Raw genomic sequence first — 25421 nt, forward strand, 5'->3', positions numbered from 1 at the left:
TCCAGGAGGTTTCTCCCCTGATATCATACCTACACAGCCTTTCGCTGAAAATAAAAGTAGCCACCCAGATAAAACAGTAAAAAGAATCCCCCGATCACAGTCATAAGCTGCTCCCATGGAATAAAGAAAATGTCACCGCTATCTGATGTGGGGTACATCATGGCAAACGACTGTGCCCACGGATAATAGGGACCCACTTTCTCGGAATTCATCGCCAGAATGGATGGCAGCGTAAAAACGACGTTGACCGCAAAAGGTGCCGCAAAGCTTTTGAACCAGACGGACATCCACAGCTGCAGAGCAACTAATGGGAACGCTGCGACCCAGCCTCCCAGTATGCTCTTCCAGACAATCGCTGCAGGAAAGGGATCAGCTATGCCTTTATATAATCCTGCTCCTGCAATAGCGGCTAAATATAATAACTGGATAAACAATACCAATAAAAGGATCAGAACATATTTAGCCGCAAACACTTTCCCCCTTGTGACTGGCAGCGCCAGCAGCTGCTTCCAGCCCCCTGCCTGATGCTCATACCTGCAGACAAGGCTTGCCAGGACTCCCGTGATTAAAGGCAAAAAGAGAACCGCATAAGGTAAATTCATATAAATCAAAAGCATATACCATTCATTCATCATCCCCGCTGCTTCAGTTGTATCTGCTCCAATCCCTGCACCTATCCCTATCAGCGGCCCTGCTAGAAGGATGCCGATAATGTTTGATTTGCGCAGTTTAAACCATTCCGATTTCAAAATAGTAAGCATCTATTTCACATCCCTTCTCACAAAATCAATCATTCCTGAAAAGTATAATAATAGGCCCGCTCCGCCACCAAGCAGGACGTTGATGAGAGGTTCCTCCCAGTCATTAAGCAGCAGCGGCCATTTCCAGATCAGCCAATCCGGCAATGCATAGCCGGCATAGGTCAAAATCACACCCAGAATGCCCAGAGTGATTGGCACACCCTGGTTCACACTCACGGTCGCTACCCATAGCTGCAGCGCCAAAACAGGTAATGCCGCAAAAAAAGGATAAAAACTATATTTCAGCAGTCCGGCATACGGAATCTCACCACCCAACTCCAGAGACAATCCAAAAGCAAGCGTGAACAGCAGTAAAAGCACAGAAGAAATCAAAAGCAGAACTGACAGCACCGTGAATTTTGATAAATACACACTCATTTTCGAAACCGGCAGTGCCATCAGCTGTTTCCAGGCATTCGTTTCATTTTCAATGCTCGACATGAATGACGTCAGGATGACGATGCCCAGAACAATCGCCAGCGGTGTGAACGAATGGATATTGTCCAGATAATACCCCCAGCGGTCATCATTCTGGCGGAACAAATACTCCTTGCGCACCCCGTAATTGACCATCTGCATGGCTACTACCCCAATTGGACCCAGGACGGTCAGGAACCAGATTCCTTTCCGTTTGATTTTCATAAATTCGGCTGACAGCAATTTTCCCATCATCCGGCCTGCTCCTCTCTTGTCATTTGCAGAAATATGTCTTCCAATGACCGTTTTTCTTCTTCCACCCTATACACGGAAAACCCATCTGCCACAAGTCCGCGTACAGCTTCAGCCACATTTTCATCGGACTGCTGGGGCAGCGAAATGATGCCATTATCCAAACCAGCCTTCATTCCTCTTCCAAGCAGGGCACGCCAGGCTTTATCGCTCTCGCTTACCTTTAATAGAATAGATTGCTGTGCAAACATGCGCATCGCTTCAATAGAATCCTGAAATATCATTTTCCCTTTTGTCACAATGCCTACTGTTGTCGCCATCTGGTCAATCTCCGATAATAGATGGCTTGAGATCAGCACGGTCATTCCGCATTCCGATGGCAGGCTTTTAATTAAATTGCGAATCTCAATAATTCCTGAAGGATCCAAACCGTTTGTCGGCTCATCCAAAATCAGCAGTTCCGGGTTATTTAACAGCGATGCAGCAATCCCAAGCCTCTGCTTCATCCCCAGCGAGAAGCCCTTTACTTTTTTATTCCCGGCAGCTGTCAGCCGGACAATTTCCAGCACTTCATCGATTCTCTGTTTCGGCACACCCACTATTTTTCTCATGGCTTCCAGATTTTCTTTTGCCGTTAAATGTGGATAATAGGATGGCGACTCCACAAGCGAGCCCACACGTCTCAATATATTTAACCTTTCTTTCTTTAAATCACTTTGAAAAATTTCAATTCTGCCTGAAGTGGGCTTCATCAGCCCCAAAAGCATCCGGATCGTCGTTGTTTTCCCCGCGCCATTCGGACCCAGAAATCCGTATATTTCCCCTTTTGGTATTTTCATATCCAGCCCTGATACAGCTTTCTCCTGACCAAAATGCTTTGATAGATTTTCTGTTCTTACGATATACTCCATTCCTCTCACCTCACTTTCCATCTTATCCGGCAAAGGTTAAAACAAAGGTGGAAGGAAGTTTAAAATTCGTTTAAAAAATGACACTTTTTCCCTCTGCTATGCGTCTAATACAGCAGAGAGGAGTAAACATTATGACGTTTAAGAAACTGTTTAACATTGGGTACGCGGTATTCCTGCTTGCCTGCTTACTCGTATATTTCTTTATTCCTTACACTTATGGCTGGGTTGTCCTGGTAACTCTGGCTGTTCTTTTTGGCACCTATCAAATGATTATCTTATGGAAACTGAAGCAAAAAAGGAGCGCCTCATGAGGCTGCTCCTAATGTTTTCTAATGTTTTCTAATGATTTTAATCACTGTACCACTGTCACTTGACTCAATATCCCACTCCAGCTTCATACCCTTTACCATCATATCCACAATGGATAAGCCAATCCCCGCTCCTTTTTCATTGGAACTGTTTTTCAGCCCTTTTCCATGATCGATAAAAACAATAGCATCACACTCTCCGGTGGATACTGTCGCCACTTCAAGGTAAAGTCCATCCTTCGCATGCCGCAGCACATTTTGCAGAATGTTATCAAAAATACGGCCAAGCCACATGGGATCTGCCTGCCATTTCTTCTCAAACGGCTCTAACTCGATGTTCACTTCAAAGCCTTCCATCTCAAAGACAGGATACCAGGACGCCATATTTTCACGAACAAACCGGACCGCGTCCAGCTCGATCAGTTCCTGCTTATGCTTGCTCGCCATTAAAAGCGTGTAGCTCATTAAATTTTCTATCAGTCTATCAATATTGACGATGGAGGTTTCCAGTGTTTTGACAGCCTGTTTCCCTTCAGGAGAAAGATCCTCCTTTCCGATCGAGTAGGTGTGCGCATTGATTTTTGTCAATGGCGTGCGCAGATCATGTGACAGATTGGCAATCAGCTCCCTCCTCAGCTGCTCTTCCTCCTGCTCACGCCGCTTGCTTTCTTTAAGTTCCTCGACCATCTCATTAAAGGTCTTCTCCAGCTGGCCGATTTCATCATTCTTTTGCACATCAATACCGATCGGCAGGCTGTCCATATCCCGTCTTTCCATTGCCTCCTGGAGATGAAGCAGCCTTTTGCGAATGCCCCGGAAAAATAAAAAGGAGACGATGATAAACAGGGTAATGATCAAAAGCAGACCCGCTCCTAGGAAGATTCCGTATTTTTCTGCTGCCTTCACCAGCGGCGGAAGAAACAAATTCCGTGGTATTTCCAGAACGATAAAACCATTTTTTTCATCACCGCCAATAAAGCTAATGACTGTATAAGGATCTCCCCCATACCTCTCCTTAATAAACTTCGCTGTATAGGCAGGCGTCCACTGAGCAGGCAGATTCGCCTTCACATCCCGCTCCTCCATCAGATTTCCCATTTCATCTACCCAAAACATCGAAGCATCAGGATACGTCTTTTTCCATTCAGCAAACAGACTGCTTATGGATTCTCTTGAGCTATTTTCCAGTGCTTTTGCATCCGCATGCCATTTTTCTTCAATCTGCTTAGGATCCGTTTCATTTTGGTTATGTTCCCCTGAAAGGTCTTCCTGAAGACCCATAGCCAGCATAGCCACGAGTAAATAAGCAGCCTGAAACAGAAATAAGGCAACCAGAATTATTGCCATATACCTCGCCTGCAGCGATTGGAAAAACCTTTTCATATTTTCACCCTGTAGCCGATTCCCCGAATGGTCTCAATGATCTCAGGACGCGATGGATTCTTCTCAAGCTTTTCACGAAGATAGCGGATATGAACCATCAGGGTTTTGTCACCCTCCATGTATTGTTCTCCCCAAACCCCTTCATAAAGCTGCTCTTTTGTCAGAATCTGATTCAGATGGCGAATGAAGAACTGAAAGAGCTGATACTGCTTGCCTGTCAATGGAATTTCACCATCTGCCTCCCTGTCGATAATCCGCATATCCTTTGTATGTACCTGCAGGTGATGAAGCTCCAGCACCTGATCATTCTTTTGAAATCGCCTTAACAATACTTCAATCCTTGCAGCAAGCTCATCCGGCTGGAAAGGCTTTGTCAAGTAATCATCCGCAAAGCTCAGGCCCTCCAGCTTATCCTCCACCGCCGTCCTTGCCGACAGCATAAGTACCGGCATGTCATTCTTTACTTTCTTAATCCGCTTCCCTATCGAAAACCCGTCAAGCCCGGGAAGCATCACATCCAAAATCGCAATATCCGCTTCAGAAAGATACCTTTCCATCCCTTCCCCGGACTGCAGCCAGAACACCTCATGGCCTCTTTCCCCTAAATCATTTTTCAGCCAGCTGCCAATATCGCTTTCATCTTCTATGTATAAGATTCGCGCCATACTCTCCACCCTTAAACTTATCTTTTATTAACCTGCTATTTCAGGAGATTTTGCTAGGCAAAAAAACATCCGCCCTTATATACGAATGCTTCTTCTATACTCTTAATGCAGTTTCTCTTTTACAGAGTCCCGGAATTCGCTGTTTTTCATAAATTCAAGCTGAAAACTGTTCATATTCCTTGAAAGCTCCTTAAATTCCCTATCGCTCAAATCATTTGCAAGGAATGTCATTTCTGTACGATTGCCCTCTTTGTCGGCTGCATACATGCTAATGGTAAAAACAAAGGCTGTTGAGCCGCTCTTTTGCCCTGCATGCTGAAGCCACTCCCGGTTACTCGGATTTTTCATCAGCTGTTCCACCACGGGATCCAAATAAGAATGGACTTCCTTGGAAAAATAGCTTTTACTGTTTAATAGCTTCATAAGCTCTGCATAATCACCAGCAGAAGCACGCGGAAGCCTGTCAGACCATACCTTTTGAAATTCCATATCCAGAACCTTCAGCACTTCTTCCTTATCCTTTTCTTGCGGCGGGCTACTTCCCCACTTTTGATGAATTTTTCCCGATCTCTTTCGATACTCTTCAAGACTCATACTCTTCAATTCCTTAAGTGCTTCCTCTTTTGACAATCCCTTATCCTCCATAAGCTCCATCGGGATAAATAGGGCACTGACAATCGGATACATCTCCTCATGACTGGAAAGCTGCAGATCCTCAGAGAGCTTATTCACATTTTCAATCCCCAGAATTTGTAACAGATAATCGGTATTGGCATTCGAACTGTAGGCGATCACCCCATTAGCCACTTCGCTCAATGGCACATTTTCCGCATCATCTGCAAGGCCATTAATCCAAGCCTCGTGGGCTCCACCATCTGTATTAGGAACATGATACTTTTCCAGTGTTTTTAAATCCACTTTTTGCTGCGGGTCTATTTTTCCCTCTGCTGCCTGCCGCGCGTATTCGATTGCCACTATGATCTTAACCGTACTTGCCAAAGGCAGCGGCACGTCCTTATTGATGCTGACCCAGTCCTCATCGTTATGGCGAATAACCAAAGCCATATTTTCTGTTCCTCTGTGTTTTTGCACATAATCAATTACTGACTCAGGATCCCCGCTGCTCTTACTCTTGAGATACATAAACCCAGCTAAAACAGCTGCTAACATTAGAATGACTCCCGTACTGATCCAAACCATCTTCAAAAAGGATACCTCCATGAATATCTTGTACTTTAAATTACGAAAGATAATCATGGAAGTTTCATTATCAAGGTAAAAAAACTTATTTTTGTAAAAAGCAAACCGCAAATCCTCATTCAGATGTTCCCGCAAGTCAATTAACAAAAAAGAGTAGAGTGACTCTTTTGCTGTATATTGCAATTCAATCAAACGTTTGATTGAATTTTATGGGTTCAAAAACTTAGGCATAGCCTCATAAAAAGAATGCAAACTAAACACAATGCTAATGACTAAAAGGGGGTGAAATCGTGGCAAAGAATAAGAAAAGTAAATCAGATCATAAGAATAATGCACTTCCAAAGGAAACAGAATATGCGGGTGATAGAGAAAATGGCCTTGAAAGAATTGCTTTAAAAGCGCAAAGAGATAACACCAAGTAAGCTATATGGGACAGGAAAACTGTCCCTATTCACCCTCTTTACGGCCAAAATGCAAGTGGTATACTTTACGCGTTTTTGTTTCAGATTTTATATTGCTGATAAATCGTTCCTTAACCTCCTCCATCAGCAGGCTCTCCAGCCTTTCAAGCCTTTTCGGCCCGAATCCGGTTAATTTTTCAGAAATTCTCACCTTATACTCTCCATATTGCTTATACATTCGAATACTTCCATACCCAGTTCTTTTTGTTTTTCCAATTGTAAAATCAAATTCATATTTCTGTTCAATAAAGGAAGATGCTTCAGGAAGTCCCAGGTTCTCATATAATGGCGGGAATTGATGATGGACAGGAGGATCGGTGAACCTTATGGAATCAATGTTCATAATTCTCTCCTCTCAATGTTTACAGTAATTATCCCCAATCTGAAGTAAATTCAAGCGAACCTGCCATTACCCAAAAAGACCTGCCCTTCAAATAAAGAATGGACAGGTCTATTTTCTTTTAGCCTTCAAATGCTATGCGGACAGGCAAAACCCATTATCCAAGGAAACGATGATAAAGGTTCTTTGCCTGTAGAATGTCTCTTACCCCATGCACCAGCACTCTTCCATCCTTGAATACAGCCACTCTGGTGCCATCGATCGAAAATGAAAGCAAATAAGGATTGCTCTCTACGTTGATTCCTTGAGATACCAGAAATTTTTCCAGATATGCAATATCCATTTTTTGAAGGGCTGGGGGCCTGATTTGAACGGTATCCCTTCCGCATAACAGCGCTGTTTTTGTCTGATTTTCATAAGCCAGGAAGGGATAAGCTGGATTAGTCCCACAGGTTAAGCACTCAGGATCTTTTAAGGAAGAAACATTCACAGAACTAAATTGATTTTTCCATACATCAAAAGAAACAAGTGTCGCGCGTAAGGATTCCATGTCTTCTGCCAATATCTTTAATGCCTCAACAGACTGGTGAGCCGCAACCATTTGAATAGCTGGCTGAATAACACCAGCCGTATCGCAGGTTATTCCCCCCATTGGCAATTTGTCCATCAGGCAATTCAGGCACGGTGACACCCCGGGCAAGATGGTATAGCTTAAACCATAGCTCCCTACACAGCCTCCATATATCCAGGGAATCCGGTGCTTTTGAGAAATATCATTGATCAGAAAGCGAATGTCAAAATTATCGGTTGAATCGATGATTAAATCAACATCCTCAATCAGCTCTTCCATTTCCTGTACACCTACATCCATAATACGTGCGAAAATTTGCACCTCTGAATTGATGGCTTTTAGGCGTTTAGCCGCTGCTATCGCTTTTGGCACTTTTCGTACAGCATCTTCTTCACAATAAAGCTGCTGACGCTGCAGGTTGCTCCACTCCACATAATCCCGATCGGCAATGGTTAATTTGCCGACGCCTGCCCTTGTGAGAGTTTCAGCATTTGCAGCCCCTAATGCACCAGCCCCTATAATCAAAGCGTGTTTTCCCCTCAGCTTTTTTTGTCCTTCTTTGCCAATCGGGGGAAATAACATCTGGCGGGAGTATCGCTCACTCAACTAAAAACCATTCCTTCCGCCGGGCTGCTTGCTGATGCATACCGTTTTTTCGGCATCCGGCCTGCTTCATAGCCCATCCTCCCTGCTTCAATGGCGAGTTTCATTGCTTTTGCCATTTTAACAGGATCATCAGCAGAGGAAACGGCTGTATTCAATAGTACTCCATCAGCTCCCAGCTCCATTGCCAATGCCACATCTGCCGGGCTCCCAATTCCAGCATCAACAATAACCGGCACATCAGCCTGTTCTGTAATAAATTGAAGATTAATAGGATTAATGATTCCCTGTCCTGAGCCAATCGGAGAAGCACATGGCATGACAGCATGGCATCCTAGTTCTTCAAGTTTTCGAGCAAGCACGACATCATCAGAAGTATAGGGGAGAACAATAAAACCCTCGTCTAATAGGATTTCCGCTGCTTTTATAGTTTCTATTGGATCGGGAAGAAGCGTTTTGCTGCATCCAATCACCTCAACCTTAATCATGTCGCATAAGCCTGAAGCTTTGGATAGCCTGGCAATTCGGACAGCCTCATCGGCTGTACTTGCTCCTGCCGTATTAGGGAGTAATTTATATTTCTTTAAATCAAGCTTTTCCAAAAAGTTGGGCTGGTTCGCTTCAAAAATGTTCATACGGCGCACAGCAAACGTAAGCACCTCAGTTCCCGACGCTTCTACAGCTTCGCTTTGCACATCAAAGTTTGGATATTTTCCTGTTCCGAGCAATAGCCGTGAGCTAAATTCATATGGTCCAATTTTCAACAAGTCATCCGCCTCCTACAAAGTGTACAATTTCGATTCGATCCCCATCTGACAGAATGGTTATTGCATGCGCTGCTTTATCCAAAATATGCTGGTTCAGTTCGACAATAACTACCTTTTGCTCCAAATTGAAATGCTTAAGCAGAGCTGAAACAGAATTAACTGCTGCCGGCAGCACCATAGGATCTCCGTTAATGACAACATTCATAATATCACCCCTTGTTTACGTGTGAACTAAAGATTCAAGGCGGGACAGCTTAAACGGATTAAACTGCTCCGTCTTGCCTTCGAGGATGTCTGCCATCAGCACTCCAGTTGCCGGGGCAAGGAGGATCCCATTCCGAAAATGGCCCGCAGCAATATATAGCCCCCTATAAGCAGGATGTTCTCCCAAAAAAGGCTGCCCATCAGCCGATTGGGGTCGAATCCCTGTCCAGGCACGCTCCCATTCAGCCTTCACTATATCCGGGACCAGTTTTTTCGCCTTTTCCATCAGCGAGGATATCCCCTCAAGGGTCACCTTCTCATCAAATGAATTAACTTTAACCGTCGCTCCAACTACCAGCCTCCCGGATTTCTTAGGAACGATATAGCATCCGTGTGAAAAGATCGTCCCCTGTACAAGCGGTTTTTCAATTTTGACCGAGAAGCACTCGCCTTTAACGGGATTAATGGGGAGCGTTAGGCCCGTTCTCTCAAGAATCCCCCTGCTCCAGGCCCCCGAAGCAACAATAACGGAATCTGCAAGAAATTCTCCCTGGCTGGTTCTCACCCCATAAACCTTTTCATCTTTTAAAATAAAATCTGTTACATGTGTATACTCATAAATTTCTGCGCCGAGGGCTATTGCAGCTTTTGCAATAGCAAGAGACAATTCATATGCCTGTACCTGTCCGTCATTCGGTATATACATGGATCCCCTCAATTTGTTTGATACGAAGGGTTCACGTTTGATCAGGTCATCAATCGAAAGCCATTCGGCCTGCTCATCCGCGGTTTGCTGTCTTTCTATCAATCTTTTTAATGCCTGCTCTTCTTCTTTACTAGCCGCCACTTTATATACACCCTTATTTTGATAGCCAATATGCACCTGTGATAAATCTTCCAGTTCAGGAATCAGGCTCCGGTACATGGAGCGGCTTTTGCATGCCAGCTGAAATAGCGGGCCGTCTTCTATCAGTTCCGTTTGGGCTCCTAAAATTCCAGCTGCTGCTCCTGAAGCTTTGCCGGCTATTTTCCCCATATCCAAAACGGCCGCTTTATACCCTCTTTTAGCCAGTTGAAAAGCAATGGAGCTTCCGTTAATGCCGCCTCCGACTATAACGGCATCAAACATTTTCCTCATCATTTCCCCTCCTCATTTAATTTTTTTGCAAAAAGCTTTGCTTCTTCTACAGGGTCCTTTGCCTGCAAAATCGCCGACATTACAGCAATGCCGTCTGCCCCCGCCTTCAAAACCTCCGGTACTTTCTCTGGTTCCATGCCCCCAATTGCCAATACAGGAATATCTACTGCCTTTTTAAGAGCCTCCAGTGACCCAGTGCCCCTTGGCGGAACTCCCTTCTTTGAATCGGTTTCAAATATGTGCCCAAACAGGATATAATCAGCCCCTTGTTTTGCAGCCTCTTTTGCTTCTTCAAGAGAATGTACGGAACATCCTATGGGTATATCTGGAAAATGAATTTTGACAACATGGACTGGAAGGCTGTGAAAAGCAAGATGCACACCCGTTCTAAACGCCCAGGCAACATCCACACGATCATTTATAACGATTTTATGAACAGGAACTCCCTTATTAAGAAGCAGCTGAACTCCTTCATATATCTCTCTTGAGGTTCGATGTTTTTCCCGTAAGTGGAATCTATCTGTAAAGGGTTCCAATTCAACTGCTAATTCAGCGAAGGACTCTGGAGAAAGCTTTCCATCTGATATAACATGAAGCTGTTTTTTCATAGCGGCTGCCCCCAAGCTTTTTTAGATTTTCTGCAATAAAAAACCACCTTCTAAATAGAAAGCGGAGGTATGTGGCCATAGAATTCAGACCCAATCCCCACTTCCCTACGCTGGTATTCATGCCAGATCAGGTTCCAAGGGTCTTAAAGCTTTTGCTTTAATCTCAGCCTGCAAACAGGCACCCCCAGCGGATACATAACTATTAAGCTACTATTCATTTACTGATAAATGGTCCCGGACTTTTTAAATTCCTCAGCTTTTTCTTCCATGCCTTTCTGTATCGCTTCATCCGTGTCAAGCTTATTCTCTATTGCATATTTCCGGATATCCTGAGAAATTCTCATGCTGCAGAATTTTGGTCCGCACATGGAACAGAAATGAGCGGTTTTTGCCCCTTCAGCCGGCAGGGTTTCATCATGGAATTCCAAAGCGCGCTCAGGATCCAATGAGAGATTGAATTGATCTCTCCAGCGGAATTCAAAACGGGCTTTTGACAGGGCGTCATCCCTTTTTTGTGCTCCTGGATGTCCCTTTGCCAGATCTGCAGCATGGGCTGCAATTTTATACGTGATGACACCCTCGCGCACATCATCTCTATTTGGCAAACCCAAATGTTCTTTAGGGGTAACATAGCAAAGCATCGCCGTCCCATACCAGCCTATCATGGCAGCCCCGATTGCAGAGGTAATATGGTCATACCCCGGAGCTATATCAGTCGTAAGGGGTCCGAGTGTGTAGAATGGTGCTTCTTTACAGATTTCTAATTGTTTATCCATATTCTCTTTGATTAAATGCATTGGAACATGGCCAGGTCCCTCGACCATTACCTGTACATCATGTTCCCAGGCAATTTTCGTCAGCTCCCCTAGTGTTTCAAGCTCCGCAAATTGAGCCTCATCATTTGCATCTGCAATCGATCCCGGCCGCAGTCCATCCCCCAGGGAGAAGGCCACATCATAAGCTTTCATGATCTCGCAGATTTCTTCAAAGTGTGTATATAAAAAGTTCTCTTGATGATGATGCAGGCACCACTGTGCCATAATGGATCCGCCTCTCGAAACAATTCCGGTCAGCCTTTTGGCAGTAAGCGGTACATAACGTAAAAGGACACCGGCATGAATGGTAAAGTAGTCAACCCCCTGCTCTGCCTGTTCAATTAAGGTATCCCTGTATACTTCCCACGTAAGATCCTCGGCAATGCCATTAACCTTTTCAAGTGCCTGATAAATGGGAACAGTACCGACCGGAACGGCGGAGTTTCTAATAATCCATTCGCGTGTAGTATGAATATTCTTGCCTGTAGACAGATCCATAATTGTATCTGCTCCCCAGCGGGTAGCCCAGGTCATTTTCTCGACCTCTTCTTCAATAGAGGATGAAACAGCCGAGTTTCCAATGTTCGCATTAATTTTCACATGAAAATTCCTTCCGATGATCATTGGCTCTGTCTCAGGATGATTGATATTGGAAGGAATGATTGCCCGGCCCCTCGCTACTTCAGACCGGACAAATTCAGGTTCCATATTTTCCCGAATGGCTATAAACTCCATCTCTGGAGTAATGATTCCCTTTTTTGCATAGTGAAGCTGGGTGACATTCTTCCCCTTAATCGCTCTCAATGGCTTGCGGGATAAGCCAGGAAAGACTTTATGATTAGCACGCGGATCATGTTCATCGCGGAACCCGTTATCCTCGGGCTTAATTTCCCGCCCATCATACTCTTCAACATCCCCGCGTTCCTGAATCCACCGGCTTTTCAGAGCGGGAAGCCCTGTTTTTAGATCGGACGTGTATTGAGGATCCGTATAAGGCCCGCTCGTATCATATACGCGAACCGGCTCATTGATTTCTTCTCCAAAAGTACCGGTGGTGGGACTTAATTCTATCTCCCGCATTGGAACCTTGATATCCGGTCTGGATCCTTCCACATAGATTTTTTTGCTGCCAGTAAAGCTCGGCATAATAGAAATACTCTCCTGATTTAAAGAACTTGCAGTCATTGATCATCTCTCCCTTATTAAAAATATAAGGACGAGACCTGGAACCGAGGTAGTGCAAGATATGTAAAAAAGCCGGTCCACATAATGATGGACCGGCTTAACCGTAGATGTCTATGCACAAAGAAACCTTTGCACATCTAACTTCCCCACGCTGGTATAATCCAGATCAGGTCCAAAGAGTCAAGAAACTTTAGCGCGTTTCTTTCTCAGCCCAAGCTATTGGGCACCCCTAGTTATTGCTATTTAATTCACTATCAGTATACATAATTCTGAAAATAAATGAAAGATGTTTTTCAATTGTCACCTAAAGCAGGCTTTCCAGCTCAAAAATGTGGATAAAAATCAATGTTTGATACTTTATTATAAAGCCTGGAAGCTGGTATTGCGGAATAAGAGATTGTATAAGGGACAGTTCCCGTGTTTCACGATATTGTGTCGGTACCACTCATGAAGCAGAAGAACCCCCCTTCATGAAATTTCATTCATTATTCATAAAGTTTTGTCTCTCTAAGTAATTCAGCACTGTTTGTGAAAATTGAAGGTGTGATTCCTTCGTATACTTTGCTTTGGTATAGATTTGGGCAAGATTTTTTAATCCTAATTGTTCTGTCATTTCTTTAAGTTTTGGGACGGCCATATAGCGGTTCCATCCTTTTTCATTTCGATCTTTATAAATTTCCAGAATATCTTCATCCGAATAATCACGATACTGCTCGTAGTGAACAAGTCCATGCTTTGGCAATCGATCACGTGGGGCAGGGTTTTCTGCGGGATATCCTAATGAATAACCTACAACGGGTACGACATTTGGGGGTAAGTTTAATAGTTCGCCAATTTGGTCACAGTTTGCAAGCGTAGAGCCCATATAGCAAATGCCGAGTCCCGCATTTTCAGCTGCCAGTGCACAGTTTTGTGACGCCAAAGTGGCATCAATGGCACCGATCATAAAGCTCATGTAATTATCAAAATGTATAGGTGCATCGTTGAGTGCAAGCCATTTTCGCATTCTATTAAAATCAGCGCAAAAAGTTAAGAGAATAGGTCCATCAACAACCATCGATTGCTCCATATGAGCAGTGTATAATTTTTTCTTTAGTTCTTTGTCTCTTGTGACGATAATCGAATAAGATTGCATATTACCACTTGAGGAGGCACGAATACCCGCCTCTAAAATTTGATCCAGCAATTCTTGACTTACTTCTCTATCTTCATATTCTCGAATGGATCTGTGCCCCTGTATCACATCATTCAATTCCAAAACAATCACTCCCACTATCTGTTATAGAAATAAGCAAGTTCCGCTGGTTCAAACACTTGAACCCACCACTAGTTTGTTAATATAGTTTTATTGAATTCCAACTGAAAATTGCTTTAATTGCTCTATTTTTTCAGGTGAAAGCAGTGTGGATTTTCTAGTGTGGCCGCCCATTTGCACGATAACGGTATCTGTTACTGCGGCGAGCCTTTTACCTTGATATATTCCCTCGTATGTAATATCACTATTCTCCTGGATTCTATGCTCCTAGCGAAATATGCTTTTCGATACATTCAACAAAGCAATCTAAAATTCCTTTTTGACCATTCCTGCTCCTTTATTCAGAACACTGAGACGGTTCCGCCGTGGCTCGAAATCACTAATTTTACAGACAGCACAGAAAAACGCCTGCTATAAACAGACGTTTTTTCCATGCTTTAGATGTGTATCAGCATTCCTAATTCTCTTCAGACTCCTCATCGTTCATATCCATATCACTTTCACCCATGTTCTCTTCATCCTGTGGTGATTCTTCATTCATGCCAGGCTCCTCCATATCAGACTCCTCTGATGTTCCCGGATCCTGCATTTCACTATCACCATTATTGTTTTCTTCCATTTGATTATCTTCCAATTCTACATCTTCCGTTTCCGGCGGCGGCTCCTGTTCATCTGTTCCGCACCCTGCCAACAATAATCCTGCACCCAATGGGACTGAAAGCAAAAGCTTCTTATATTTCATTTGTTGTCATCTCCTTTGGCAGTATTATGTTTCTATTATGACCCTTACCCTTTATTAAATTGGATAAACTGTTCCTACGATTAAATCCCCAATATCTGCAAATACTATCCCTGCCACAATTACTGGAGGTTGATTGATGAAAGTACTTATCTCCCTTATATTATTTAGCTTCCTGGGATTGCCTCTGGGAGAGAAAGATCAATGGGATAGGCAGGGCCTCTCTGAAGATTATCATGGCCATATTGAAGATCGCTCAGAGGGGCCATACAAGAAAGTGCAGCTGCTTGGAATCAATGATTTCCATGGCCAGCTGAATGTGACCCGGCAGATTAACGGCAGACCCGCAGGACGTGCGGATTATCTCGCTGCCTATTTGCGTGAGCGTGCGGCAGAAAATGAAAATACCATCCTGCTTCATACTGGAGACATGATAGGAGCCAGTCCTCCTGTATCTGCCCTCCTGAAGGATGAACCGACCATTGAGTTTTTGAATAAGATGGGGTTTGATATTGGCACCATCGGTAACCATGAATTCGACAGGGGCCTGGATGAACTGCTTCGCTTACTAAATGGCGGAAGCCCTTCCGCTGTAAAGAGTTACCCCGGTTCCCGCTTTCCATGGATTGCAGCCAATGTTATCAGCCAGAAGTCAGGCAAGCACATTCTCCCCCCATATAAGACATTAAATGTCAGCGGGATCCCAATAGGGTTTATCGGTGTGATCATGAAAGAAACACCAAGGTTATCCATGCCAAATAATGTGAAGGGTCTTACATTCACGGATGAAGCAGAAGCAATCAATACGTATACCCGGGAACTTAAAAAGCAAGGAGTAAGAGCCATTGTGGTACTGGCCCATGTTCCCGGCAAATCAAAACCAAATGGAGAACTAGCCACGGGCCAGCTAATAGAATTGGCCCATCAAGTGGATGACGAAGTGGATATTATGTTTGGAGGCCACAGCCATTCTTATCTGAACAGTTTGGTGGATGGGAAGCTGTTGGTGCAGGCCTATTCATATGGCACTGCCTTTTCTGATGTGGATATCGAGATAGATCCCCGGACAAAGGATATTGTCCGCAAGCACGCGGAAATAGTGAATGTTTTTCAAGAGAATATCCAGCCCGACAGAGACATAACCAGGATGATCGAACGATATGAAAGGAAAGTAGAGCCTGCTGTGAACAGATATATTGGCACTGCTGCTATACCTATCACAGCTGCCCGAAACAGAAGCGGGGAGTCCGCCCTGGGCAACCTTATTGCCGATTCCGAACGGGCAGCGATGAACACTGATTTTGCTTTCATCAATCCAGGAGGAATCCGCGCAGACATTGACGCCGGCCGTATTACATGGGGAAACTTATATGTCGTCCTTCCTTTCAGTAATCAATTGGTTAAAATGAACCTGACAGGCAGCCAAATCCGTGATGTCCTCAATCAGCAATGGCAGCCTGACACTGCCAGATTTCTTCAGATCTCCGGCTTTACATACAGCTGGGATGACAGACAGCCTGCCGGCAGTAAAATTCAAGAAATCTATCTGCCCGATGGAACAAAGCTTGATTCGGATAAGAAATATTCAGTTGCCGTAAATACCTATCTCGCTGATGGCGGAGATATTTTCACTGTATTCCGAAGTGGTATAAATAGAGTGACGGGACCAATGGATACTGAAGCACTGGAGAAATATATACAGAATATCCCCCAGCCGTTTAGTTCTGCAATTGATGGTCGGATAAAGAGAATAGACTAAAAAGGACAGCCTCACGCGACTGTCCTTTTTTCTTGTCCATTTGATACTAATAGCAGGATTAACCTCATATCTTTCTATTAGATTCAGAAAGAAAGGAATAGGATAATGAAAAAATATATTTATTTTCTCATGCTGTTCGGCGTCTTCTTTCCATTATTCCATAAGACAGCAATAGTGTATGAAAACTGGAGATTGTGCACCACTTCTTCTAAATTAATCGGGATCCGCCTTTATGGTCTGGATTCCATGAGAAACCTCCTTATATCAGCACTGGCAGCCCTCGCTGCTTTCTTTTTCACACAGCTATTTATTATATGGGACAGCAAATACAGAAGCTAGTTTAATCTATTCGTATACCGTAAATTGCGGTTTCGTCGGATGGTCAATGACAAGAGCCTCATTCGGAAATTTTAATAGCTTTTGATACAAAACAAGATCTCCCAAACAACCAGCTGTCAATATCGCTCCCAAGAACGATAATCCAGGCATGTTAAACACAACCCCCAGAATAAGCGGTAATAAGCCAGTCGGAATAAATGGCAGCATTAACACCTTTTTCATTTGCTGTACCGTCACAGGCTGTTTGGCATGAGCATAAGCTATACCCATTTTCAAGTTGACTCCCCAGGACATTTCCTTCCATGGAACACCGCCAATATAGTGAAAACCCGCCAAATGAATGGATTCATGCAAAATAACGATAACGACCATGCCAGCTAAAAATAATAGCATACCCATAAGATCAATAGTTATTTCCCCGCCGCCATAAATCACAGCATGTAGAAAGTAGACCCCAAATATAAGTGCCATCGTTGCAAAAAACAAATAAATCTGCAGCTTCATCATCGAAACAGAAACAACTGTTGCTTTTTTATTATCCAATTTTTCACCCCATCAGAATTGGTCAATACCCATATCTACGGATCAAGCAACAGCGAAGTTTCAGATTTTCCCATTTCCTCTCCTTCTTTTGCCTCAGTCTCATTTTTTCATAATGTACAGTTTCTGCCCAAATGGACCTAAAGTAGCGAAAAACACTGTTACCGTCACTGATAGACTTGTATAATCAAGGCAAGAAAAAATGAAAGGACTGTGATAAGAAAAGTGCTGTATATCTGGGATATTGAAAAAATCATTTTACATACATTGAACGAACAACGCCTCAATATAAATTACGAGTTCAGCAATACACTCGCTTCGCCTATGAGCTACAATGTCTCAACGAATACAATAAAATTTAACTACCTGAAGGTAAACGGCTACATAGCCAAAATCAATTTTAAAATAAAAGAGACGGATGAGAACCTGGTAAAATTAATGCTTTACCATGAAATCGGCTATTACCTTGATTTCAAAAAAAACAAACACGACATCAGAACGCTTATGTATGGAGAAGATGACGAGAAAGAACAGCTCATGGCTGAAATCGAAAAAAACTCCTGGGATTACGGAAGAAAGATAGTACCTGAACATCTGGTCAATGCCTATGATCATTTTAGGGAATTGGTTAAAGAGTTCAGTTAAAAAAGATTTTTAAATCTTGATTTTATTAATAATAATGGGAACCTCTAATTCACTAGGTTCCCTAAAACTTTATACTTCTTCCTTTTTTGCAAAAGTCATAAATGCCCGCAAACACCAGTACAAGAACATTGGAAGGAGTAGTTTAGAGACAAAAACTTTGCACAAAAAAGAACAGCTTCCGCTGTCCTTTCTATACGCTTCCTGATGATGATCCGATGGCAACCAATATCCAAAAGCCAAACTTGTATATAAATGTTCCAATTCCCAGTATAAGTCCCGTCCAGCACATTCCTTTGCTCTGCCCCTTTTTTAGCCCCACTGCACCAAAAACAATGGCGAGGATCCAGGCGGGAAGAAGAAACCATCCAATAAACGGTATCAAGCCTAATACAATCCCACATATGCCAAGAACCAGTGAAGCTACGGCCATTCCATTGCTCTCCATCTTTCCCTGCTGCATTTCCATCGCATCCACTCCTTCTTTCTATGGATACGCGTGATTCAGTAATAAAAGAACCGTATTCGTTTTAATCAGAGTTAATTTCTGGATAGTTTCATTTGACTCAATTTGGTTCAACATGGACATGAACATCATAAACACCATGATCATGCATCATCACTTTTTCCACATGTGTCGCAATATCATGGGCTTCCTTAATATCAAGTGTGGAATTAACCAAGATGACCACATCGATCACCTCATTATTGCCGTAGCTTCTTCCTTTAATATCTTTTATGCCTTTAACCCCGTTTACTTTTTTGATGACATCCTGATATTCTTTAATCTTTTTTTCATCAAATCCATCTGAAAGCTCATGGGAAGCTTGTATAAAAATATCCCAAGCCGTTTTGCATATTAAAAGCCCGACAATAATGGCTGTTAACGGATCAAGCCATGGCATGTTCAGCTGTGATCCAAATATCCCGATGGCTGTGCCTATACTCACCCAGGCGTCTGAGATATTGTCCTTTGCCGCTGCCATTACGGCCTTACTGTTAATTTTAATGGCTAATTTTTTGTTGTAGCGGTACACATAGTACATTGCAGCTCCAGAAAAAACTCCCGTATATGCCGCAAAAACATCAGGAGATTCATTAACACCTTCAAACATGGATGAAACAGCATTCAGCAGGACTTGAATACCTACAGCAGCCATAATAAAGGAAGCTACCATAGAAGCAATGGTTTCACTCTTCCAGTGGCCATACCCATGATTTTTATCAGGTGGACGCTGGGAAACCCTAAGGCCTATAAGCACTGCAATTGAAGCAATAATATCCGTCGTATTATTCAATCCATCCGCTTTCAAAGCGGCAGAATCACTCACATATCCAATTGTTAATTTTAGTACAGAAAGACATATATAAGCTGCAATGCTAATAACCGCAGCACGCTCACCCAACTTAAGGTTTCGATACTTTTCTTCTTCCATGCCCTAGCCTCCTACATTACCCTTGCTTATATTACCAAGCGGCATTCGGGTGGGTCTAGAGCAATCTTTTTGTCTTTTATTAAATAAATAAGCAAAGTGCAATTAAGTTGCACCAATGAAAAATCAAGCCATCCCGTAAAAGGCTGGCTTGATTTGCATCACCTTAATGTGTAAAAAGAATGGAAATAGAATTTGAACATCCTTCTAATCAAATCGAAGCCCTCTTGAGATTCGCCTCAAACATATCGATTATTTCCAAAAACCGCTCTGCTTCCCTAAATGTATGGTCAGCCAGAAGAGGATGAATATTGCTTTTGATCCGGCATGCCTCTATTAATTCTCTGGCAGTTTTCTTAAAATCTCTTAATGAAGCAACCGATACTTTATTCTGGTTTAAGAATTGGCTCAGAATCGGTTTCGTTTCAGATTGCGGCTGCATAGATTCCAGATCCACAGCCTGGAATAGCAATTGATCGAAATCATGGCTGAACTCCCTGGCCTGTTCAACCAGCTTTCTTTCAGATGGGTCTAATAGATGGCCGATAAACTTAGCATGATCAGCCATAATCTTCAGGAAAAATACATTCTCCTCTATAATGGCTTCAGGCTTTGGAGCAAGCACCCCTGAATTAAGCTCTTTTAAGCGATTAGCAAAATAAGCTGCTTCTCTGCTGATATGGTCAATCAATAAAGGGTAATTATTTGAACGAATTTCGCATCTTAATGTCAAACCCAATACCTTTCTTTTATAACTCCAGATTGCGGCAGCAGCCTGATAAACCTCGTTATTAAAAGCTTGCACCTGGCCAAGTTCCGAGTTTACATTAAACCTAGCCAGCTTTTCCTCGATTCTTTCAAACAAAGCAATAAACTGCTGTGCTTCGGTTATTAGCTGTTTCTGTTCATATGTAAATCCCAAACTTAAAAATAAGGAATGTTCTTTCATAATCCTGGACCAAAATTTAATTTCGTCCAATGATCTAGCGACAATTGGATCCGCCATGTCTTCCCCTCCTTAATTACTCACTCCTTCAAATATATTTTTGATTTTCTGAGTTATTCCATGTTCATTAGCCAGATTAATCAGCTGAAAATTTAAAAACTGCTCCCAAGGAGGAAGCAGTCATTCTTTTATTCATATTTTGAAAAATCCATAAAATAGCTATAAATCAAGTAAACCACCATCGCAAACGCGGTTGAGATGAAACCCCAGCCTAGCGTAATCTGCTCGATAACCAAATAGTTATTGCAAAGCTGTACAGGAGACCAGATATATAGCCATCCCAAAGCTAGAAAAAGAATGGTAAAGAATATAATGAGAGCATGCTTCCAAAATGAACTTAGCTTTGGCCAGCTGTCCCGCAATGGCACCCCAGCCAAAAATGGCAGTGAGATAAACTTAAAGACTTCTACACTTGTAAGCGTCAAAGCTTCATCCATCGTCCTTGGCAGAGACCAATACACCATAATGATTGAAAACAGCAATAGACCCGGCACTCCATTTTCATTCCATTTTGAGAAAAACTCCGGAAAACGATTCTGAAAGAACTTCGCCATGAATAATCCGGAGATCATGAGCAGGGGCATTTGCATGTGCATATGGGTAATCATAATGGACTCCAGCAAATTAGCTACTGGCGGGAGCATCAATGCAAGAAGCAGAAGCAATCCGTAAACTGGTGACTTCATCATTCTTCCCTCCCGCTGTGCAGAATCTCCGTTACCCGATCAGCCGCTTCTTCAATCAAGGTATAGTCCATGACTTCGATTAACTGTCCTTTTGGGTTCACCAGATAAAAAGCCGAGTTATGGGCAAAGTTGCCGTATTCATCCGGTATGACAATAACGCCAAATCGGTCCAGCAAAGATTCAAGCTCCTTTTGATCCGGGATCCTTGCCATTCTCCATGTTTCTCCGTCACTGCCGAAAGCCTGACGGTACGTATCCAATGTTTTTGGATCATCCCTCTCCGGATCAAAACTGATGCTAAGGAATTGAATGTCGTGACCAATATAATCTTCCGGAATTCGTTTATATACTTCAGACATATTAACCTCAAGCTCAGGGCAAACCGTACCGCATGAAGTATATAAAAAAGTAATAAAAACATACTTCCCTTCAAATTCCGAGAAAGAGTAGGTCCTTCCATTATTATCTTCAAGTGTTACGTCCGGGAACTGGGGCTTTTCATCCATTAACTGATTAACCCTGGCTTTTTCAGCAGTAAAAGCCTGAAACCCATCTGTGCCAATGTAAAATAGGACTACGCCAAACATCAGTACAAGCAAGCTTGATAAAACCGTTCTATTTTTTGGAAACATGATTCATCACTTCCTTTTAAAAGAAAGAGACAGCCCAGCAGCCGAGCTATCTCTCTTTCCTTACCAGGTTTTAAATGGAGGTGAACCTGGAGGCGCATTGACAATGAAATCGACCAATGGAATGACATATGCCATGCCGACAAGGACAATCATACACACAACCCACAATCCCCAGCGTTCTGTCCATCTAGGTGTTGGTGCTTCATCTTCTTCCACTTCTGCAATAGGGAACTCTGTGTTTCCTTTTGGTGCAAAGAACATTAGGTAGAATACTGCGTATACCTGCATTAACACTCCGATCATCAGAAGTGTTCCTCCAATAGCCAGGAAGAACAGGTATGGATCCCAGCTTAGGGCAGTTGCATTGTCAAAGTAAGTTGAATAAGAAGTTCTTCTTGGTGATCCCAGCAGGCCGACCCAGTGCATTGCACCTGACATGATGATCATACCGATTGTCCATATAATCGTTTGAATAACCCCAAGTTTGTTGATCTGCGGTGTCAGCACTCTTTTAGATACATAAGGAATGAGCCAATAGCTTAGGCCGAAGAACGTCATAACTACTGACATGCCAAGTGTTAAGTGGAAATGGCCAACGACCCACATCGTGTTATGGACTACTTGGTTCAATTGGTTTGTAGTTTGAGCAATACCGCCTGCCCCTGCAGGGATAAAAGCAGCCATTGCGATAAATGGCGCAAGGAATCTGACATCTCCCCAAGGAAGCTTTTTATACCAGCCAACAATGCCTTTTCCGCCTTTCCTTCTCGCAGTGCGTTCAAAGACCGCAAACATTGCATAAGCAGTCATTAATGAAGGGAAGCCAATTGCCAAACTCATAAACACGTGCATGTATTTCACAGATTCAGAGATACCTGGGTCAATAATTTGATGGTGGAAGCCACCGGTAATATTCATAATTACTAATGCAATAACCACAATTCTTGTTAAGAGATCATTCCATCTTCGGCCGCCAATAATTTTCGGCACGATGACATACCAGGCAGAGACTGCCGTTAAATACCAGATGTTAACCAGCGTATGGCCGAACGCCCAGAACAGCGTACGTGCAACCATAACATTTATTGTCTCAACCCATCCAAAAGCCCAAGGAATTATAGTAAAAACCTCGATTGCTACAGGTATGCTTCCGAAGAATAAGAGAACAAAAACGCCGGTTGCAAAGAAAGAAAGAATCGGGATATGCTTGCCGGGATTTCTCTTTCTCCAGCTGGCCACATTGATAAAGGCACCAAAGGCACACATCCATACACCCAATACGATAAATACTAAGCCGATATAGAAAATAGGTGAAGCAGCCATTGGCGGATAGAAAGTATACATAACAGATGCTTCATTCATTAAAATCGGGATTACCGCTAGGACAAATCCGAAAATCTTCATCCAGAAGCCTATCCATGCCATCTTTCTGACCTTAGGAAGCAGGCCGCCCAGTGTATGGGATAACCCAGCATAGAAGTATCCAATTGTGAAGAACGCTGACAATACGACTACCAGCAGAAGACCATGAGCTGTCAGAACCTGATAATAATTCAGCCATGCCGGCAATTCGAGCATTCCAGCCCGGTTCAGGCCTTGCACCAGTCCGAGTATTCCGCCCAGAAGGATGGCCAAGAAAGCAACAGATAAATATGATTTCGTTAATTTTGCATCCTCGAGGCTAATTCCCATAACTTTATTTGCTTTATCCTTAAAAACTTGTGTTTTTCCTGATTGCTTAATAACTGTTTCCACTGTCTATCCCCCCTTTATTTCACTGTAATGGTCGTGCTCATCATTTGATGACCCGCACCGCAGTACTCATTGCATAGAACCAAATATTCGCCCGGCTTATCAAATTTCTGAGTGATTTTTTGTACATAACCAGGCACAACCATAGCATTTAAGTTAGTTTCGGCAACCTGGAACCCGTGAACGACATCTTTTGACGTCAATGTAAAATGAACTGTTGATCCTGCAGGCACTTCTATCTCACTCGGAGTAAAACTGAACACTTGAAGAGTCATAACTACTTCATATTCATTCTCACCAATTTTCTTAATTCCTGGCTTATCGAACGGTGCTGTTTCATCCACTTTCTGAGGATCAATTCGCTCTCCATAGCTTGGCGGCCCCATTTCAAAGGCGAATGCCTGGTAGCCTGCGATTAACATGAATCCAATAATCATTCCAAAGCTTAAAATAAGCCATACCTTTTCAGAACGATGCATCATTGTTTATCCCCCCTATATTCTGGCCATATACAGGCCGTACAAGATTAAATACGTAACAAAGATCCCAAGGCCTACAACTGTAACTGAGAAGAACGTACCCTTTAGTGAGTTTTGTTCTTTTGAACTGCTTTGGTCCACTTTTTGTGTATTCACCTTCCATCAGCTCCTTTACTTTGTTACTTACATCATAGTTGAGAAGGGTTTTCATAAAAGTGAAATGAATCACACTTTCTTCATATTTCCTCAAAGGCAAAAGGGGGGCAATTTTGGCTAAAACTCTGTAGTATCAAGGGTTTTCCCCACGGAATGGTGCTCTGGGAAGCATAACGGTTCACAAAGTATTCACAAAGTATCAACTTAGCTCATCGCTTCCACATTCGTTATATGCATTTACAGTAGACTAGCCTGTTCCTCTTTGAGAGAGCCGTTAAAAAAGTTTCTAAAAACAAGGCTTTGTTAAAGGCTGTTGTTGATATACAGGAACATATGTTCTGTAATGGTTTTAACTATATAAAAGTGGTGATGTCTGTGAGAGCAACTGATATTCTTAAAGCCATTCAAAAACTAAATCCAGCAGAAAAACACCGACTACGAGAGTATTTAATTGATGCTCTTACTGCATCTCCCTCGACAGGAACTGTTCTACAAGAAATATCTGAACGCAAAAATAAACGCGGTTATCATTGCCCTGATTGTGATTCAGAGCATATCGTTCGGTATGGCACATACTCAACAAGAGTTGATGGAGATGAAGTAGAAAAACAACGTTATCGTTGTAAAGCGTGTAAAAAGACATTTACTGACCTAACAAATACTCCTCTTTATCGAACACGCCATCTAAATCAATGGATTAAATTCGTTGAATGTATGATAGAAGGATATTCTCTTCGTAAATCTGCTGAATTAGTTGGTAATGTTACTCACGTTACATTGTTCTACTGGAGGCACAAACTCTTATCATCATTAAAACAAATGGAAAAATCTAATTTTGAAGGTATCGTCGAATTGGACGATACCTATTTCCTATACTCCGAAAAGGGACAAAGAATAATTAAAGACAGAAAACCCCGCAAACGTGGTGGTTCCGCTAAGAAACGGGGCATAAGCAACGAACAAGTATGTGTTTTAGTCGCAAGAGACCGTGAAAAGATGACTTTTACGCAAACATTGGGAATGGGTCGATTAACAAAAGAGCAGTTAGACAAAGCTATCGAATGTTTTATGTACCGATTCTTGGCGAGTCTTTAAAACATATGCTGCTGAAAAAGGGATGGATATTTATCAATTCCAGAACGTAAACAATTAGCACCGTAGGCTTAAAGGATGGATACAACGTTTTAATGGAGTTGCAACTAAATATCTGAACAATTACTTAGCTTGGTTTCAAGTGTTAGAATCCATTCAACATCAAAGGAATGCTGTTACTATAAATGACTTGATGATTAAAGGGAATTTAATACAAAATATGGAAACATATGATACACTAAGGTTATCTAAATTCACGATTTAAGCATTATTTTCTTGTTCA

General features: G+C 42.7%; 29 protein-coding genes, 1 pseudogene and 2 riboswitches. Of the genes and pseudogenes, 6 read left to right on the top strand and 24 right to left on the bottom strand.

What is annotated here, in order from left to right; genetic code table 11:
* Window positions 1-29 precede the first annotated feature (29 nt).
* From CHI10_RS19200 to CHI10_RS19210, 3 genes are read right to left on the bottom strand one after another with little or no spacing between them, the layout of a single operon-like run.
* Window positions 30-761, bottom strand: a complete 732-nt coding sequence (locus tag CHI10_RS19200) for an ABC transporter permease (RefSeq protein WP_095245790.1) — start codon at window positions 759-761, stop codon at window positions 30-32.
* A complete protein-coding gene (locus CHI10_RS19205) occupies window positions 762-1472 on the bottom strand; it encodes an ABC transporter permease (protein WP_095245791.1) in 711 nt (236 codons plus the stop codon). It lies immediately after the preceding gene.
* Window positions 1469-2380 carry an ABC transporter ATP-binding protein gene (locus CHI10_RS19210; RefSeq protein ID WP_095245792.1) on the bottom strand — a complete coding sequence of 304 codons (912 nt, stop codon included), beginning with the start codon at window positions 2378-2380 and terminating at the stop codon, window positions 1469-1471. Before CHI10_RS19210 ends, CHI10_RS19205 begins: the two co-directional genes overlap by 4 nt.
* A gap of 131 nt (window positions 2381-2511) precedes the next feature.
* Between CHI10_RS19210 and CHI10_RS19215 the strand changes: the two genes are divergently transcribed.
* On the top strand, window positions 2512-2691 hold the full coding sequence (locus CHI10_RS19215) for a hypothetical protein (protein WP_095245793.1): 180 nt from the start codon (window positions 2512-2514) through the stop codon (window positions 2689-2691).
* Window positions 2692-2709: 18 nt separating this feature from the next.
* On the opposite strand, the gene CHI10_RS19220 is transcribed toward CHI10_RS19215, so the two are convergent.
* The 3 genes from CHI10_RS19220 to CHI10_RS19230 all read right to left on the bottom strand — a co-directional run bounded on the left by CHI10_RS19220 (window position 2710) and on the right by CHI10_RS19230 (window position 5936).
* A complete protein-coding gene (locus CHI10_RS19220; RefSeq protein ID WP_095245794.1) occupies window positions 2710-4071 on the bottom strand; it encodes a sensor histidine kinase in 1362 nt (453 codons plus the stop codon).
* Window positions 4068-4736, bottom strand: coding sequence for a response regulator transcription factor (locus CHI10_RS19225; protein WP_095245795.1), 669 nt, complete (start codon window positions 4734-4736; stop codon window positions 4068-4070). The genes CHI10_RS19220 and CHI10_RS19225 overlap by 4 nt, the downstream gene beginning before the upstream one ends.
* Window positions 4737-4838: 102 nt before the next feature.
* Window positions 4839-5936 (bottom strand): serine hydrolase, encoded by a 1098-nt coding sequence (locus CHI10_RS19230; RefSeq protein WP_286137500.1) that lies wholly within the window; start codon window positions 5934-5936, stop codon window positions 4839-4841.
* Between the two features lie 290 nt (window positions 5937-6226).
* On the opposite strand from CHI10_RS19230, the gene CHI10_RS22810 reads away from it, so the two are divergent.
* Window positions 6227-6358, top strand: a complete 132-nt coding sequence (locus CHI10_RS22810; RefSeq protein WP_286137496.1) for a hypothetical protein — start codon at window positions 6227-6229, stop codon at window positions 6356-6358.
* A gap of 25 nt (window positions 6359-6383) precedes the next feature.
* Here CHI10_RS22810 and CHI10_RS19235 read toward each other — a convergent pair whose 3' ends face one another.
* From CHI10_RS19235 to CHI10_RS19275, 9 genes are all read right to left on the bottom strand, one after another.
* Window positions 6384-6740: a hypothetical protein gene (locus tag CHI10_RS19235; RefSeq protein ID WP_095245796.1), complete on the bottom strand. Its 357-nt coding sequence runs from the start codon at window positions 6738-6740 to the stop codon at window positions 6384-6386.
* A 154-nt stretch (window positions 6741-6894) separates the two neighbouring features.
* Window positions 6895-7914 (bottom strand): MoeB/ThiF family adenylyltransferase, encoded by a 1020-nt coding sequence (locus CHI10_RS19240; protein ID WP_095245797.1) that lies wholly within the window; start codon window positions 7912-7914, stop codon window positions 6895-6897.
* Entirely contained in the window at window positions 7911-8678 is a 768-nt protein-coding gene (locus CHI10_RS19245) for a thiazole synthase (RefSeq protein WP_095245798.1), read from the bottom strand. Before CHI10_RS19245 ends, CHI10_RS19240 begins: the two co-directional genes overlap by 4 nt.
* A 1-nt stretch (window position 8679) precedes the next feature.
* Window positions 8680-8883 carry a sulfur carrier protein ThiS gene (thiS, locus tag CHI10_RS19250; RefSeq protein WP_095245799.1) on the bottom strand — a complete coding sequence of 68 codons (204 nt, stop codon included), beginning with the start codon at window positions 8881-8883 and terminating at the stop codon, window positions 8680-8682.
* 15 nt (window positions 8884-8898) lie between these two features.
* Window positions 8899-10020, bottom strand: coding sequence for a glycine oxidase ThiO (gene thiO, locus CHI10_RS19255; RefSeq protein WP_095245800.1), 1122 nt, complete (start codon window positions 10018-10020; stop codon window positions 8899-8901).
* On the bottom strand, window positions 10020-10628 hold the full coding sequence (tenI, locus tag CHI10_RS19260) for a thiazole tautomerase TenI (RefSeq protein WP_095245801.1): 609 nt from the start codon (window positions 10626-10628) through the stop codon (window positions 10020-10022). Before tenI ends, thiO begins: the two co-directional genes overlap by 1 nt.
* 85 nt (window positions 10629-10713) lie before the next feature.
* Window positions 10714-10824: riboswitch (TPP riboswitch) on the bottom strand.
* Window positions 10825-10846: 22 nt separating this feature from the next.
* Window positions 10847-12628: a phosphomethylpyrimidine synthase ThiC gene (gene thiC, locus CHI10_RS19265; RefSeq protein WP_095245802.1), complete on the bottom strand. Its 1782-nt coding sequence runs from the start codon at window positions 12626-12628 to the stop codon at window positions 10847-10849.
* Between the two features lie 126 nt (window positions 12629-12754).
* Window positions 12755-12869: riboswitch (TPP riboswitch) on the bottom strand.
* Window positions 12870-13106: 237 nt separating this feature from the next.
* A complete protein-coding gene (locus tag CHI10_RS19270) occupies window positions 13107-13886 on the bottom strand; it encodes a nitroreductase family protein (RefSeq protein WP_095245803.1) in 780 nt (259 codons plus the stop codon).
* Between the two features lie 454 nt (window positions 13887-14340).
* The gene (locus CHI10_RS19275; RefSeq protein ID WP_095245804.1) at window positions 14341-14625 is read right to left on the bottom strand and encodes a hypothetical protein; all 285 of its coding nucleotides are present in this window, start codon (window positions 14623-14625) and stop codon (window positions 14341-14343) included.
* A gap of 136 nt (window positions 14626-14761) precedes the next feature.
* Between CHI10_RS19275 and CHI10_RS19280 the strand changes: the two genes are divergently transcribed.
* The gene (locus CHI10_RS19280) at window positions 14762-16381 is read left to right on the top strand and encodes a bifunctional metallophosphatase/5'-nucleotidase (RefSeq protein WP_095245805.1); all 1620 of its coding nucleotides are present in this window, start codon (window positions 14762-14764) and stop codon (window positions 16379-16381) included.
* A 105-nt stretch (window positions 16382-16486) separates the two neighbouring features.
* Window positions 16487-16720: a hypothetical protein gene (locus CHI10_RS19285; protein WP_095245806.1), complete on the top strand. Its 234-nt coding sequence runs from the start codon at window positions 16487-16489 to the stop codon at window positions 16718-16720.
* Between the two features lie 6 nt (window positions 16721-16726).
* Here the strand turns inward: CHI10_RS19285 and CHI10_RS19290 are convergent, their stop codons facing one another.
* On the bottom strand, window positions 16727-17263 hold the full coding sequence (locus CHI10_RS19290) for a DUF3267 domain-containing protein (RefSeq protein ID WP_095245807.1): 537 nt from the start codon (window positions 17261-17263) through the stop codon (window positions 16727-16729).
* Window positions 17264-17485: 222 nt separating this feature from the next.
* On the opposite strand from CHI10_RS19290, the gene CHI10_RS19295 reads away from it, so the two are divergent.
* Entirely contained in the window at window positions 17486-17905 is a 420-nt protein-coding gene (locus CHI10_RS19295) for a hypothetical protein (protein ID WP_095245820.1), read from the top strand.
* 190 nt (window positions 17906-18095) lie between these two features.
* On the opposite strand, the gene CHI10_RS19300 is transcribed toward CHI10_RS19295, so the two are convergent.
* The 8 genes from CHI10_RS19300 to CHI10_RS22150 all read right to left on the bottom strand — a co-directional run bounded on the left by CHI10_RS19300 (window position 18096) and on the right by CHI10_RS22150 (window position 24046).
* Complete coding sequence (locus tag CHI10_RS19300) at window positions 18096-18371, bottom strand: hypothetical protein (RefSeq protein WP_095245808.1); 276 nt, start codon at window positions 18369-18371, stop codon at window positions 18096-18098.
* A 97-nt stretch (window positions 18372-18468) separates the two neighbouring features.
* A complete protein-coding gene (locus CHI10_RS19305) occupies window positions 18469-19338 on the bottom strand; it encodes a cation diffusion facilitator family transporter (RefSeq protein WP_095245809.1) in 870 nt (289 codons plus the stop codon).
* A gap of 208 nt (window positions 19339-19546) precedes the next feature.
* Window positions 19547-20341, bottom strand: coding sequence for a DUF2935 domain-containing protein (locus tag CHI10_RS19310; RefSeq protein ID WP_095245810.1), 795 nt, complete (start codon window positions 20339-20341; stop codon window positions 19547-19549).
* Between the two features lie 128 nt (window positions 20342-20469).
* Window positions 20470-21030 carry a hypothetical protein gene (locus CHI10_RS19315; protein WP_095245811.1) on the bottom strand — a complete coding sequence of 187 codons (561 nt, stop codon included), beginning with the start codon at window positions 21028-21030 and terminating at the stop codon, window positions 20470-20472.
* Window positions 21027-21659: an SCO family protein gene (locus tag CHI10_RS19320; RefSeq protein ID WP_095245812.1), complete on the bottom strand. Its 633-nt coding sequence runs from the start codon at window positions 21657-21659 to the stop codon at window positions 21027-21029. The genes CHI10_RS19315 and CHI10_RS19320 overlap by 4 nt, the downstream gene beginning before the upstream one ends.
* A gap of 60 nt (window positions 21660-21719) precedes the next feature.
* A complete protein-coding gene (locus tag CHI10_RS19325; protein ID WP_095245813.1) occupies window positions 21720-23414 on the bottom strand; it encodes a cbb3-type cytochrome c oxidase subunit I in 1695 nt (564 codons plus the stop codon).
* 14 nt (window positions 23415-23428) lie between these two features.
* Window positions 23429-23893, bottom strand: coding sequence for a cytochrome c oxidase subunit II (locus CHI10_RS19330; RefSeq protein WP_061793109.1), 465 nt, complete (start codon window positions 23891-23893; stop codon window positions 23429-23431).
* Window positions 23894-23905: 12 nt separating this feature from the next.
* Entirely contained in the window at window positions 23906-24046 is a 141-nt protein-coding gene (locus CHI10_RS22150) for a cytochrome c oxidase subunit 2A (RefSeq protein ID WP_142301785.1), read from the bottom strand.
* A gap of 369 nt (window positions 24047-24415) precedes the next feature.
* On the opposite strand from CHI10_RS22150, the pseudogene CHI10_RS19340 reads away from it, so the two are divergent.
* Window positions 24416-25403 (top strand): annotated as a pseudogene (locus tag CHI10_RS19340) (IS1595 family transposase).
* The last annotated feature ends 18 nt before the right edge of the window (window positions 25404-25421 follow it).

Origin of the sequence: Bacillus sp. 7894-2 (assembly GCF_002272225.1) — a bacterium.
Classification (GTDB): domain Bacteria; phylum Bacillota; class Bacilli; order Bacillales; family Cytobacillaceae; genus Cytobacillus.

Bases quoted from the DNA above. Each gene is read 5' to 3' on its own strand.
- CHI10_RS19200 (WP_095245790.1), bottom strand. From the start codon at position 761: ATGCTTACTATTTTGAAATCGGAATGGTTTAAACTGCGCAAATCAAAC.
- CHI10_RS19205 (WP_095245791.1), bottom strand. From the start codon at position 1,472: ATGATGGGAAAATTGCTGTCAGCCGAATTTATGAAAATCAAACGGAAA.
- CHI10_RS19210 (WP_095245792.1), bottom strand. From the start codon at position 2,380: ATGGAGTATATCGTAAGAACAGAAAATCTATCAAAGCATTTTGGTCAG.
- CHI10_RS19215 (WP_095245793.1), top strand. From the start codon at position 2,512: ATGACGTTTAAGAAACTGTTTAACATTGGGTACGCGGTATTCCTGCTT.
- CHI10_RS19220 (WP_095245794.1), bottom strand. From the start codon at position 4,071: ATGAAAAGGTTTTTCCAATCGCTGCAGGCGAGGTATATGGCAATAATT.
- CHI10_RS19225 (WP_095245795.1), bottom strand. From the start codon at position 4,736: ATGGCGCGAATCTTATACATAGAAGATGAAAGCGATATTGGCAGCTGG.
- CHI10_RS19230 (WP_286137500.1), bottom strand. From the start codon at position 5,936: ATGGTTTGGATCAGTACGGGAGTCATTCTAATGTTAGCAGCTGTTTTA.
- CHI10_RS19235 (WP_095245796.1), bottom strand. From the start codon at position 6,740: ATGAACATTGATTCCATAAGGTTCACCGATCCTCCTGTCCATCATCAA.
- thiS (WP_095245799.1), bottom strand. From the start codon at position 8,883: ATGAATGTTGTCATTAACGGAGATCCTATGGTGCTGCCGGCAGCAGTT.
- thiO (WP_095245800.1), bottom strand. From the start codon at position 10,020: ATGAGGAAAATGTTTGATGCCGTTATAGTCGGAGGCGGCATTAACGGA.
- tenI (WP_095245801.1), bottom strand. From the start codon at position 10,628: ATGAAAAAACAGCTTCATGTTATATCAGATGGAAAGCTTTCTCCAGAG.
- thiC (WP_095245802.1), bottom strand. From the start codon at position 12,628: ATGACTGCAAGTTCTTTAAATCAGGAGAGTATTTCTATTATGCCGAGC.
- CHI10_RS19275 (WP_095245804.1), bottom strand. From the start codon at position 14,625: ATGAAATATAAGAAGCTTTTGCTTTCAGTCCCATTGGGTGCAGGATTA.
- CHI10_RS19280 (WP_095245805.1), top strand. From the start codon at position 14,762: ATGAAAGTACTTATCTCCCTTATATTATTTAGCTTCCTGGGATTGCCT.
- CHI10_RS19285 (WP_095245806.1), top strand. From the start codon at position 16,487: ATGAAAAAATATATTTATTTTCTCATGCTGTTCGGCGTCTTCTTTCCA.
- CHI10_RS19300 (WP_095245808.1), bottom strand. From the start codon at position 18,371: ATGGAAATGCAGCAGGGAAAGATGGAGAGCAATGGAATGGCCGTAGCT.
- CHI10_RS19305 (WP_095245809.1), bottom strand. From the start codon at position 19,338: ATGGAAGAAGAAAAGTATCGAAACCTTAAGTTGGGTGAGCGTGCTGCG.
- CHI10_RS19310 (WP_095245810.1), bottom strand. From the start codon at position 20,341: ATGGCGGATCCAATTGTCGCTAGATCATTGGACGAAATTAAATTTTGG.
- CHI10_RS19315 (WP_095245811.1), bottom strand. From the start codon at position 21,030: ATGATGAAGTCACCAGTTTACGGATTGCTTCTGCTTCTTGCATTGATG.
- CHI10_RS19320 (WP_095245812.1), bottom strand. From the start codon at position 21,659: ATGTTTCCAAAAAATAGAACGGTTTTATCAAGCTTGCTTGTACTGATG.
- CHI10_RS19330 (WP_061793109.1), bottom strand. From the start codon at position 23,893: ATGATGCATCGTTCTGAAAAGGTATGGCTTATTTTAAGCTTTGGAATG.